The organism is Bacillus cereus group sp. MG4 (assembly GCF_040460055.1).
GTDB lineage: Bacteria > Bacillota > Bacilli > Bacillales > Bacillaceae_G > Bacillus_A > Bacillus_A wiedmannii.
Window position 1 is genome coordinate 1,548,457 of record NZ_JARVGZ010000001.1, and the last position, 12,448, is coordinate 1,560,904.

Below are 12,448 nucleotides of genomic sequence, written 5' to 3' on the forward strand. Positions count from 1 at the left end.
GACGGATGAGCCTAGAAAAAGGTTCATTTTTTTGAATATTTCCATAAAAAAAGTAAACAATTTTCATTTTTACCTTTACTCAGATGTAATTCTAAGGAAATATCCATCTGGATCCACAACTTTAAATCCTCTCATCTCCCACGGATAAGTTTGAATTTCTTCTTGTATTGTGCATCTCATCTCTTTACAACGTTCATATACTTCTTCAATTCGATTGACAACAATAATTAGTTCAAAGCCATTCCCCTTCATTTCTTTTCGATTGTAAAAATAATGATTTTCATTCAATGTTAAATTACTAGCTAGTAATAAAGAAAACTGGTCGTGATTAAAACGCGCTGCATGCATACCTTTTTTATACAGCTTTAAACCAATTACTTCTTCATAGAACAAGAATGACTTCTCGATATCATTTACATATAGCTGAATCCGGAACAAATGATTCATTCGTTTCCTCCTCATCAAAAAAAGCCCACTTTCTCAGTGGACTTTCTACTTTACAACGGTAAATCCCTCTTCTTAAACACTACAATTGCTACTATGAAAATACAAAGTGCTCCAGCAGTTAAACCTATACTCACTGGCCATATATTATACGTTCCTTCAGCAATTTCTTTCGGACGAAATAGCGTAAATAATGATATATTTCTCATCCACTCTAACTTATCGCTTAATTTACCTACCATATCCGTTACGAAAAATAAAATTGTTAAACTTGCTGAGTAGCTAAGTGCCTTTCTTTCGTCATTACATATACAAGAAAAGAAAAATGAATACGCACTAACGACTAAAAACATTAGCCCTCCGACTACGTTTATCTTCAGGAATAATTCTTTATTTAAGTTATTATCTTCTAAAAACCATTCTGCACCTACTATACCCGCTACATACGTAACAGTTATAATGATCATTAGTCCCAATATAAGAATAGCCGCTTGCGTGATTGCAATTTGCACTCTAGATACAGGTGTTGCTAGCAAGTATGCCATCGCTCCTTTATCGACATGACGAGCAATTAAATACGTTGCAACTGTTACACAAAAAATTGTTAATATGATAATAAACAATAAACTATAATATTCGCCAGCTAAAAAATCCATTACGTTTTGAATCGGACTTTCCATGCCAACAATTTTTTTCACACTATCAGGCATAGCACCTATTAATTCATTTAACCCTTTCGCTGATACCATTGAAGGGAAGATCCAAATTATCAACCATAAATATAAAGCTGCACCAGTTGCATAACTCAAAATACTTTTTTGTGTTTCTTTCAAACTAGCTAAAAACAATTGCTTATTCATGCTTTACCCCTTCTTCCTTATCGTAATAATGCATAAATAAATGTTCTAAATCCATTGCTCTCGTTTGAAGTGCCGTTACATTATAGTTTGAAAGTATTTGTAAAACAGTTTGATAGTTTCCTTGTACAATAATCGATACTTCTCTACTTTTCACCGCTTCAAATTGTAAATTACATTGTGTAAGAGATTCAATCTCTTCTTGCGACGATACGGTTACATCTATTACCTGTCGTCTCTTGCTTTGTAAATCATGAATATTTTCAACTGTTACAAGGCGACCATCTTTAATTATAGCCACTCTGTCACAAGTTCTCTCAATCTCAGTAAAAATGTGCGATGACATAAGGATTGTTTTCCCTCTTTGCTTTTCTTCTAATATTAAATCTATAAACACTTGCTGCATAAGTGGATCGAGTCCTGAAGTCGGTTCATCTAAAATTAACACTTCCGGATCATGCATAAAAGCAGCAACAATTCCTACTTTTTGCTTCATTCCTTTAGACATTTTTCGAATCGGTGTTTTCACATCAAATTGTAGACGTTCTATTAATTCATCTCGTCTTTTCGTATCCTTTAACCCGCGCATTCCTTGCATTAACTTTAAAAAATCTAATCCGTTCATTCCTTCAATAAAAGAAATTTCACCCGGCAGATAACCAACTTTCCTTTGGATTTTCGCCGCTTCATTCCAACAATCTAATCCAAAAATTGTCGCTTTACCAGCTGTCGGTTTTATAAATCCCATTAAATTACGAATTGTTGTGGATTTCCCAGCACCATTTGGTCCTAAGTAACCGAATACTTCCCCTTCTTTTACATCAAATGTAATATGAAACAAACCTTTTCCATTTGAAAACTGTTTTGTGACATTTTGAACTGAAATCATAATTCCACCTCATTTTTTGAAATATTTACTATATGATATTTCAAAATTATTGTACTCCTCATCTTTCATATTCGCAACAACTTTTTGAAATATTTATATGTCCATATTTCAAAAATATTGTTTTCCATTATTTTTTCTTGTATATTTTAATTGAGGTGATTGCATTGAACGGCTTTGAAAGAGTGAAAGAAAAGAAAAAACGCGCTATTAAAGAGGCGGCCTTCTTATTATTTTCAGAACGTGGATTTAATGAAGTGAAAATAGAACATATTGCAAAAGAAGCAAATGTTTCTCAAGTTACCATTTATAATCATTTTGGAAGTAAAGATGCGTTATTTAGAGAGCTTATACAAGACTTTATCATATCTGAATTTCAATATAATAAAGATCTTGCAGAGGAAAAATTACCTTTTCATGAAATGATGCAAAAAATGATTGTAAGAAAAATGAATACTGGTGGGTTATTTCAGCCGGATATGTTACTACAAATGATGCAAAGAGATGAAGAGCTCCGAAAGTTTATTTATAGTTATCAAAACGAAAAAATCCTGCCTTGGTATTTAGAAATACTAGAACAAGCACAGCAAAAAAATGAAATTAACCCTCACCTTACTAAAGAAATGATGTTACTATACATTCAAATGTTCACTAAACTAGGTGATGATTTCGGGGCACAGCTTCTTGAAGGAGATCGTGAAAAACATATACAAGATATCGTTACGATGTTCTTTTATGGACTCTCCGTCCCAGAAAAATAATTTTTTTCTAAAGAACAAATAAAATCACCAAAAGGCCCTTTGGATATTTAGATCTCAAGGGCTTTTTGGTGTTAAAAAAATTATTAATACTAACTTTATCTTAAAGCAGTTAAATGCTGCTTTATAGATAATACCTTATTATAAATTAACTCTTTTAGCATAACAGGCTGAATTGAGATAATTGTTTCACCGAAATTCAGAAAATAACTTGAAATAAACTCAACTTCTTGCTTGTTAAAATAGCCTGTTATACTATAATTTTCATTTTCTTTTTGTATCCTCATGGAAGGATAACTCTCTTTATCAAAAATGTCTTTTCCTTTTTGATTAACAATGACACGAAAATCAATTGCATCCGGCTTTCTGTGAAAAGTAGTAAGATAGCTTAATAATTCTTCAAGATTTTTTGGATTCGTATTGCTTGTTTCCACAATAGAAAGAATTTTATCACATCTAATTATTTGAACATTATTTGTCTCAAAATTAAAGATTTTAGCATACCACTGGCCAAATTTAGATTCTATTCGAATAAATTGGGCGACCAATACTTTTTCCTCATCTTTTTTTAAATATGTTAAATGATAAACTCGCTCAGCAAAAATCCCCTGTAAAATTTCTTTTAAGAACGGACTAAAATTACTATGATTTGTTACTTCAAAAGAAAGCGTTCGTTCCATGATTGAAATATTTTTACTCACATTATCAGGTAATACATGTTTAAATTTATTTTCAAGCGCAATACTTTCTACATTAAATGGTTTTGTCTTGTATCCATTTAGTGTAAGAATCGAAAAGTATAACGCATACATTTCATCCACACTAAAATAAATTGGCGATAACACACTATTTTCTATAATTTTATAACTTCCATTTATACCCAGTTCAGAATATATTGGTACACCTATTTCTTCCAATGATTGAATATCTCGCAACGCGGTACTTTTAGAAATATCATATCTAGCCATTAAATCTTTTAAATTAAAATATCTTTTATTATTTAAGAAAATAAGCATATCATTTATTCGTTTCGTTTTTTTCATATTTCCCTCCCAAAAGGTGTCATGTATTGAAACCTTTTTAGTCTATATTATAATTATTAACTAATAAAGGAGTTATATATTTATGACATTAGAAATAGCTATTTTTCTTTCAATGAATGGGCAAGCAAAGGAGGCAATTAATTTTTACACACGTAATTTAGAAGCCAAGAATTTAATGATTGTGACGTATGAAGAACTGGCCAAAAGAGATAGTTCTTTTATAATCACAAGTGAAAATAAAGATCATATTGCTCACTCTATTTTACAAATTGGGAATACAAAGCTAATGATAGCAGAAGATACAATGAAGCCTAATGAGCGTTATAACGTTGGAAATAACATGTCACTTTGCATTCAAAGCGCTAATTTAGAAGAAATACAAAGGTTTTATAATAATTTAATTTCCGATAAGCATGTGAAGATAATCTCTCCGTTAGAAAAAAATATATTTAGTGAAGCATATGGTATTATTGAAGATCCTTACGGCATACAAATCCAGTTAATGTATGACAAACGATTAAACTAAATAATTAGCCCTATTCACATATTCCTAATAAAAAAAGACACGAAATTCGTGTCTTTTTTTATTTTACAGTGATGACTCTACCCGTTTCACTACTTTCAATTGCTAATTGAATAAGTCGAATAATCTCTAAGCCTTCTTGTGCTGTTACAGGTGATTTCTCACCATTTACAATACTATCTCTTACACCTTTATAATACATGTCATAACAGCCAACTTCTGTTGGAATACGCTCTAGCTTTTCTTCCGTATGTAAAGTAGCAAAATTCTCTTCAGCATCTACTCCATAACCGTTATCGCCTGGCTTCATTCCATTTTTTAATTGTTCTTCCTGTGAATCCATACCGTATTTCACGATAGAACCTTTATCTCCATGCAGTGTAAAGTGTGGACCTGCTAGCTTTACGTAACTGCTACTATGTAAAGTGACACGTTTCACACCGTAGTGAAGTATAACATGGAAGTAGTCATCTATTTCTGCACCTGGTCGTTGTTTGATTACATCTGCACTTATTGCATCTGGTTTCCCAAATAATGATAATGCTTGATCAATTAAATGCGAGCCTAAATCATATAATATTCCTGATCCTGGTAAGTTTTTTTCTCTCCAGCGATCACGTACATTCGGGCGGAAACGATCGAAATGCGCTTCATATGCGTATAGATTACCTATTCTATTTTCTGCTAACAATTTTTTTATCGTTAAGAAATCATTATCAAAACGACGATTATGATATACACTTAATACCACATTATGTTGCTCTGCTAATGAAATAAGCTCTTCCCCTTCTTCAATTGAAACAACGAATGGCTTTTCCACAACTACATGCTTACCATGTAAAATCGCTTCTTTTACATATGGAAAATGAGTTGTATTCGGTGAAGTAATGACCACTAAGTCAATATCAGCACGATTTACTAATTCCTCAATTGTGCCAACAACTTCAGCATTTGGTAATGCTTGTTTCACGAGTTCTTCTTTTGATGATAAAATAGCACGAATATCATATTCTTCTATCGTTTGTAATAATGGAATGTGAAATGTTGTACTAGAAAATCCAAATCCTACAATCCCTACACCTATTTTTTTCATGTTGCCCCTCCATTTATCCAGCTTTAACGGACAGTAAGACCCCTACCTCAAAATTCAGCGAAAGTAAAGAAGTTAGTTACGGAATCAACTGCTCGTAAAAGTCCGATTGATTAAAGTTTCACTTTATGAGAACGATTTCATTCAGTTATTATAACAAGATTATTATTATTTACATAATAATTTGCCTAGAAAAAAGCATCTTGCCATTATTCATAGCAAGATGCTTTTTTATTCCGGTCGTTTTTTTGTCCACGTTTCAATAACTTCACCTGTATCGTTAACATCTAGCACTAAACTACCGTTACTATACCGGTCTTTATTTCGATACGCTTTCGGATCAATTTCTTCTACAATGTGTTTCTCAGTCTTCATATATACTAGTTCATCATCTCGAACAATTTCAATACCGACAATACGGTATGGATTACGTTTTAACTCTTTAAAAATAACAAGGCCTCGCTTCGCTCTCGTTGATTTCTCAATTTCTGATGCTTTTAGACGTTTTATAGCACCTCGCTGCGTTACGAGAATAAGTTGATCTTTGTCACCATTTAACGGTTTACCAGAAGCGACATAATCATCTTCTTTTAAATTAATGGCTTTCACACCAGCGGCCCTTACACCAACTGGACTTACTTCATCTTCATGGAAAATAAGTGCATATGCACCATAGGTTGCAAGAACAATATCACTCGTTCCATCTGTTGCAAATATATCTACAACATAATCATCTTTTTTCAAATTCACAGCGACGAACGCTCTTGAATAACGCTGAACTTTATATTGGTTTAATTCTGTTTTCTTAATCATACCATTTCGTGTAACAAATACGATAAATCGTTTTTCTTCTTCAAAATTCGGTACGACGGTCGCCCAAATAATCATTTCATCCCGCTCGAGTGAAACGAGATTCGCAACGTGTTGACCTAAATCTTTCCAACGAATTTCTGGCATTTCATATACTGGCAGATATATATAGTTTCCTTTATTCGTAAATAAGAGGACTGTCTCTGTCGTATTCGTATCGAATCGCTCCAGTAAGATGTCACCCTCTTTCATACCGAAGTCTTTTCCGTTCGATGCATTATGCGAACGCCAACCTGTTCGTTTCACATATCCTTCTTTCGTTACAGTAACGATGACATCTTCCTGCGGAATCATAACTTCCACATCGATTTTAATTTCCTCAATTTGTTCTTCAATAATAGCACGGCGATCATCACTATATGTTTTCTTTACTCTCTTCAAATCTGTTTTAATAACTTGAAGAAGTCTTTTTTCACTTTGTAAAATTGACTGTAACTCTATAATCTTCTTATTAAGCTCGTCTGCTTCTTGTTCTAGCGCCGTAATATCTGTATTCGTTAAACGATATAGTTGCAGCGAAACAATTGCTTCTGATTGCGCTTCTGTAAATCCAAATTTCGTACTTAAATTATCTTTTGCATTACGTTTATCTTTAGAAGCACGGATTGTTTCAATCACTTCATCTAAAATCGATAATGCTTTCTTTAAACCTTCTACAATATGTTGACGGTTTTCTGCTTTTCTTAATTCATATTGTGAGCGTCTCGTAACAACTTCTTTTTGATGCCCAATATATGCATCCAAAATCTTAGGTAATGTCATAAGTGTCGGACGACGATTATTTATCGCTACCATATTAAAGTTATATGGAATTTGTAAATCTGTATTCTTATATAAATAATTTAAAATACCTTCAGCATTTACTTCTTTTTTTAACTCTACAACGATGCGAAGACCTGTACGATCTGTCTCATCACGTACTTCAGCAATTCCATCTAGTTTTTTATCTAGACGTAATTCATCCATTTTTTTAACAAGGTTCGCTTTATTTACTTCATACGGAATTTCTGTAATAACGATTTGTTGCTTCCCACCACGGATCGTTTCAACTTCAGCTTTTCCACGAATAATAATTTTACCTTTTCCTGTTTCATACGCTTTTTTGATACCATCAATCCCTTGAATAATACCACCTGTCGGGAAATCTGGTCCTTTCATAACTGTTAATAAATCATCAACAGTACTATTTGGCTTATCAATACGCATCATCGTCGCATCAATTACTTCCCCAAGGTGATGCGGAGGAATTTCTGTTGCATAACCAGCTGAAATTCCTGTCGATCCGTTCACTAGTAAGTTCGGGAACATCGCTGGAAGTACAACAGGTTCTTCACTCGTATCATCGAAGTTTGACACGAATTCTACTGTTTCTTTATCAAGATCACGCAACAACTCAGATGCGATTGGTGATAAACGTGCTTCTGTATAACGCATTGCCGCTGCTGGATCGCCATCCACACTACCATTATTACCATGCATTTCAACTAAAACATTACGTACTTTCCAAGTTTGACTTAAACGTACCATTGCCTCATATACAGAGGAATCACCGTGTGGATGGTAGTTACCGATAACATTACCAACTGTTTTAGCTGATTTACGAAATGCTTTATCATGTACATTTCCTTCTACATACATAGAATATAAAATACGTCTTTGTACCGGTTTTAAACCGTCACGCGCATCTGGAAGCGCGCGATCTTGAATAATATATTTACTATAACGTGCAAAGCGGTCACCTAACACGTCTTCAAGCGGGAGGTCATGAAACTTCTCTGCCTGCATGTTATTCCACCTCCGTCTCCATAATCATTTCATTTTCTAAAATGTTTCCTTCTTCTTGCATACCAAATTGTACATTTCGTTCGATCCATTTACGGCGAGGTTCTACTTTATCACCCATCAATGTAGTAACTCGGCGCTCCGCTCTTGATGCATCATCAATTTTCACACGAATCAACGTACGTGTTTCAGGGTTCATCGTCGTTTCCCATAATTGATCGGCATTCATTTCGCCAAGTCCTTTATAGCGCTGTAGCATGTAGCCTTTACCGACCTTTTTTGTTACACCATCTAATTCTTCATCCGACCATGCATACTCAATCACTTCACTCTTACCTTTTCCTTTACTTACTTTGTATAAAGGAGGAAGTGCAATAAATACTTTGCCAGCTTCGATAAGTGGTTTCATATATCTGTAGAAGAACGTTAGTAACAACACTTGAATGTGCGCACCATCTGTATCAGCATCGGTCATAATTACAATTTTATCGTAGTTAATATCTTCAACAGCGAATTCATTCCCTACACCACCGCCAATAGCGTAAATGATTGTATTAATTTCTTCATTTTTAAAGATATCAGCAAGTTTTGCTTTTTCTGTATTGATTACTTTACCACGTAACGGTAATACCGCTTGGAAACGTCGGTCTCGACCTTGTTTCGCAGAACCACCCGCAGAGTCACCCTCTACTAGGTACAGTTCATTTTTTTGCGGGTTACGTGATTGTGCTGGTGTTAACTTACCACTTAATGTACCTTCTGATTTCTTTTTCTTTTTACCAGTACGCGCTTCTTCTCTCGCTTTACGAGCAGCCTCACGTGCCTGCGCTGCTTTAACTGCCTTTCTCACAAGAAGTGTAGCAACATCCGGGTTTTCTTCTAAAAAGTAAGCTAAATGCTCAGATACAATGGCATCAATTGAAGAACGAGCTTCACTTGTACCAAGTTTCCCTTTCGTTTGCCCTTCAAACTGAAGTACTTCTTCTGGTACACGTACAGAAACGATAGCCGCTACACCTTCACGAATATCTGTACCTTCTAAGTTTTTATCTTTTTCTTTTAATAACGATACTTTACGAGCATACTCATTGAACACACGTGTCATTGCTGTCTTAAACCCAGCTTCGTGTGTTCCACCATCTTTTGTACGTACATTATTTACAAACGAAAGAATATTTTCTGAGTAGCCATCGTTAAATTGAAATGCTAGCTCTGCCTCAATTCCATTTTGTTCACCAGTAAAATATACAACCGGATGGATTGAATCTTTTTCTTCATTTAAGTATGAAACGAAAGCTTCGATTCCTGTTTCATAATGAAAGACATCTTCTAAATCATTTCGCTCATCTTTTATTGAGATTTTCATCCCTTTTAATAAGAATGCAGATTCACGTAATCTTTCACATAATGTTTCGTAATTGTAATTTGTTGTGCTGAAAATCGTTGTATCTGGTTTAAAATGTATTGTCGTACCAGACTCTTTCGTCTTCCCGATCTTCTCCAGTGTCGTTGCAGGAATACCACCATTTTCAAAGCGTTGTTCATAAATATTTCCGTCACGTTTAATCGTCACTACTAACCATTCTGACAAGGCATTTACAACTGATGCCCCAACACCGTGTAAACCACCACTTGTTTTATAACCACCTTGACCAAACTTACCACCGGCATGAAGTACAGTTAAAATGACTTCAGGTGTAGGTTTCCCAAGTTTATGCATTCCCGTAGGCATTCCTCGCCCTTTATCAATAACACTAATACTATTATCTTTATGTATTACGACAGAAATTTCGTCGCCAAATCCCGCTAACGCTTCATCAACGGAGTTATCTACTATTTCATATACTAAATGATGCAATCCACGGCTATCCGTACTCCCGATATACATACCCGGGCGTTTTCGAACGGCTTCAAGTCCTTCTAGCACTTGAATTGCATCTTCATTATATTGGAACTGATGCTTCGCCAAACTCCTTGCCCCTTTCCTAATCAAATCAGAACATATGTTTCTATTATAGAATAACGCCTCGACTATAGTTTTGGCAAGTTATCTTATCTCTTTTATATACCATTTTCAATAGAAAAATCCTTGTTTTTTCACAAGGATTCCTCTAGGCTACTATTTCAGAAAAATAATCGTTTGTCAACGAGAAATGGATATGTATGCCAAGATTACACATTCCAAACCTTTATCATGATCCAAATGATCAATATCCAAAATGGGATAACGAGTAACAATCCCCAAAAACAGCCTTTAAAAAATCTCATGATGAACACCTCGTTCATCGGCCCTACTTATTTATAAAGAGGGCTGAATCAATCTTTCTCTCTTTAAAACCTATACTACTTTGTCATCGCATGTTCTACTTTAATACAACGATCCATTATTACAGTATAGCCTTTTTCTTTTAAAAGTTTATATGTGTCTTCATCTTGTACTCCTAATTGTGCCCAAAAAACATCTGCATCAATCTCTACAAACTCTTTCGCAACATCCATTAAAAATTCTGAACGGCGGAATACATTTACAATATCAACATGTTCCTTAATATCCTTTAGTGAAGAAACCGCTTTTTCTCCAAGCACCTCATCTACTGTTGGGTTTACTGGAATAATGCGATACCCAGCATCTTGCATTGCTTTTGAAACCATATACGATGTACGTTCTGGCTTATCCGATAATCCAACAACTGCAATCGTTTTGCTTTTCTTTAATACTTCACCAATTTCCGTACGAGTTGGGTTTTCAATTGTCATAATTTATCCCTCCTATTCCTTTAGTATAGCCGATAAAGAAAGTCTCTTTCAATATGAAAGAGACTTTCTTTTATTTCAATTATTGATTCTTTGTAGCTGAATTATCTGCTAAAGTAGCTGTTTTCGTCATTTTTTGACCGTTACGATAGAATGTAACTTCTACTTTCTCGCCTACTTTTTTCTTTTCATATAAATATTTACGGAATTGAAGTGAATTTTCTACTTTTTGATCATCTAATGATACTACAATATCATATTGCTCTAAACCAGCTTTTTCTGCAGGTGATATTGGGTAAATTTTACCTAATACAACGCCGTTTGTTACTTCTTTCGGTACTTTCAATTGATTTACTGCATAAGCTTGCACATCTTCTAATGAAACGACACCTACTCCAAGAGCTGGACGTTTCACCACTCCGTCTTTTTCAAGTGATTCAATAACTGGCTTTGCAATATTAATTGGAATAGCAAATCCAATTCCTTCAACTTCTTGTTGTGCAATTTTACTTGAATTAATCCCAATTATTTCACCATTTTGGTTAAACAACGCACCACCACTATTACCTGGGTTAATTGCTGCATCTGTTTGAATAACTTGAGCATTCCAATCTGCACGCTTATCGCCATCGATATCTACTGGAATTTCACGTTCTTTGCTACTAATAATACCTTCCGTTACACTTCCATCAAAACCTAGTGGGTTACCGATTGCAATCGCTTTTTCACCCGCACGAAGTTTACTTGAATCACCTAAAGTGGCAACTTTATTTACATTAGATCCATCAATTTCTACAACCGCTAAATCTAACCAAGGGTCTTTCCCTACAAGCTTTGCTTCTACCTTTTTACCATCACTTAGTTTTACAGCAAGTTTATTTGCTCCATCTACTACATGGTTGTTCGTTACAATATACGCTTTATTTCCTGCTTTTTTATAAATAACACCTGATCCTGAGCCAGCTTGTTGCTCTTGGCCTGTCGGTTGCATTGCAAATGGATCAACGCTTTGTTGCATATTAATCACACCTACAACAACATCTTTCGCGCCTTCAATCATACCAGGTAAATCAGTTTCATTTTTTGCTTTATTGACCACAGGAACTACAGTACCTTCAACTTTTGAATCCGAACTGAATGATGATACAACCGCTCCATTATTTTGAGCCCATGGCATATATGGTGCCGCAAAACTAATTGTGACAGCCCCGACTACTGCCCCGACTAAACCTGTGAAAAAATATCCTTTTTTACTACCTGTTTTTTTCATTTCTCTCGTTTCACTATGCTCTTCATTCAAATTCGGTCCGTCGTAATATCCCACGTTTTATTTCCCCTCTCTGGTGAATTCGTACTTTCAGTATAGTCACAGTTTGTGTCCTTCTTGTGAACTCATCGTGAAATCCAATTAAAAAAATACGCCTATCTATCATTGTAGACA

11 protein-coding genes are annotated in these 12,448 nt (G+C 34.7%); 2 read left to right on the forward strand and 9 right to left on the reverse strand.

Going from position 1 to position 12,448, the window contains the following annotated elements:
- Positions 1-75 precede the first annotated feature (75 nt).
- The 3 genes from QCI41_RS08175 to QCI41_RS08185 are packed head-to-tail and all read right to left on the reverse strand — an operon-like array spanning position 76 to position 2,190.
- On the reverse strand, positions 76-447 hold the full coding sequence (locus tag QCI41_RS08175; protein WP_353837672.1) for a VOC family protein: 372 nt from the start codon (positions 445-447) through the stop codon (positions 76-78).
- Between the two features lie 50 nt (positions 448-497).
- Complete coding sequence (locus tag QCI41_RS08180; RefSeq protein ID WP_353837671.1) at positions 498-1,304, reverse strand: ABC transporter permease subunit; 807 nt, start codon at positions 1,302-1,304, stop codon at positions 498-500.
- The gene (locus QCI41_RS08185; protein WP_000626595.1) at positions 1,297-2,190 is read right to left on the reverse strand and encodes an ABC transporter ATP-binding protein; all 894 of its coding nucleotides are present in this window, start codon (positions 2,188-2,190) and stop codon (positions 1,297-1,299) included. Before QCI41_RS08185 ends, QCI41_RS08180 begins: the two co-directional genes overlap by 8 nt.
- 155 nt (positions 2,191-2,345) lie before the next feature.
- Here QCI41_RS08185 and QCI41_RS08190 point away from each other — a divergent pair, with 155 nt between their 5' ends.
- Positions 2,346-2,948, forward strand: coding sequence for a TetR/AcrR family transcriptional regulator (locus QCI41_RS08190; RefSeq protein ID WP_353837670.1), 603 nt, complete (start codon positions 2,346-2,348; stop codon positions 2,946-2,948).
- Positions 2,949-3,043: 95 nt separating this feature from the next.
- On the opposite strand, the gene QCI41_RS08195 is transcribed toward QCI41_RS08190, so the two are convergent.
- Positions 3,044-3,988 carry a helix-turn-helix transcriptional regulator gene (locus QCI41_RS08195; protein ID WP_353837668.1) on the reverse strand — a complete coding sequence of 315 codons (945 nt, stop codon included), beginning with the start codon at positions 3,986-3,988 and terminating at the stop codon, positions 3,044-3,046.
- An 82-nt stretch (positions 3,989-4,070) separates the two neighbouring features.
- On the opposite strand from QCI41_RS08195, the gene QCI41_RS08200 reads away from it, so the two are divergent.
- Positions 4,071-4,514: a VOC family protein gene (locus tag QCI41_RS08200; protein ID WP_353837667.1), complete on the forward strand. Its 444-nt coding sequence runs from the start codon at positions 4,071-4,073 to the stop codon at positions 4,512-4,514.
- Between the two features lie 58 nt (positions 4,515-4,572).
- On the opposite strand, the gene QCI41_RS08205 is transcribed toward QCI41_RS08200, so the two are convergent.
- From QCI41_RS08205 to QCI41_RS08225, 5 genes are all read right to left on the reverse strand, one after another.
- Entirely contained in the window at positions 4,573-5,604 is a 1,032-nt protein-coding gene (locus tag QCI41_RS08205) for an oxidoreductase (protein ID WP_353837666.1), read from the reverse strand.
- A gap of 228 nt (positions 5,605-5,832) precedes the next feature.
- On the reverse strand, positions 5,833-8,256 hold the full coding sequence (gene parC, locus QCI41_RS08210; protein ID WP_353837665.1) for a DNA topoisomerase IV subunit A: 2,424 nt from the start codon (positions 8,254-8,256) through the stop codon (positions 5,833-5,835).
- A gap of 1 nt (position 8,257) precedes the next feature.
- A complete protein-coding gene (parE, locus tag QCI41_RS08215) occupies positions 8,258-10,222 on the reverse strand; it encodes a DNA topoisomerase IV subunit B (RefSeq protein WP_001062189.1) in 1,965 nt (654 codons plus the stop codon).
- A gap of 374 nt (positions 10,223-10,596) precedes the next feature.
- Positions 10,597-11,010 carry a CoA-binding protein gene (locus tag QCI41_RS08220; protein WP_000151391.1) on the reverse strand — a complete coding sequence of 138 codons (414 nt, stop codon included), beginning with the start codon at positions 11,008-11,010 and terminating at the stop codon, positions 10,597-10,599.
- A gap of 79 nt (positions 11,011-11,089) precedes the next feature.
- Entirely contained in the window at positions 11,090-12,331 is a 1,242-nt protein-coding gene (locus tag QCI41_RS08225) for a S1C family serine protease (protein WP_088080222.1), read from the reverse strand.
- Between the last annotated feature and the right edge of the window lie 117 nt (positions 12,332-12,448).

Excerpts from the sequence above, each read along its gene's own strand:
- QCI41_RS08200 (WP_353837667.1), top strand. The coding sequence starts at position 4,071 with ATGACATTAGAAATAGCTATTTTTCTTTCAATGAATGGGCAAGCAAAG.
- QCI41_RS08195 (WP_353837668.1), bottom strand. The coding sequence starts at position 3,988 with ATGAAAAAAACGAAACGAATAAATGATATGCTTATTTTCTTAAATAAT.
- QCI41_RS08205 (WP_353837666.1), bottom strand. The coding sequence starts at position 5,604 with ATGAAAAAAATAGGTGTAGGGATTGTAGGATTTGGATTTTCTAGTACA.
- QCI41_RS08185 (WP_000626595.1), bottom strand. The coding sequence starts at position 2,190 with ATGATTTCAGTTCAAAATGTCACAAAACAGTTTTCAAATGGAAAAGGT.
- parC (WP_353837665.1), bottom strand. The coding sequence starts at position 8,256 with ATGCAGGCAGAGAAGTTTCATGACCTCCCGCTTGAAGACGTGTTAGGT.
- QCI41_RS08180 (WP_353837671.1), bottom strand. The coding sequence starts at position 1,304 with ATGAATAAGCAATTGTTTTTAGCTAGTTTGAAAGAAACACAAAAAAGT.
- QCI41_RS08175 (WP_353837672.1), bottom strand. The coding sequence starts at position 447 with ATGAATCATTTGTTCCGGATTCAGCTATATGTAAATGATATCGAGAAG.
- QCI41_RS08220 (WP_000151391.1), bottom strand. The coding sequence starts at position 11,010 with ATGACAATTGAAAACCCAACTCGTACGGAAATTGGTGAAGTATTAAAG.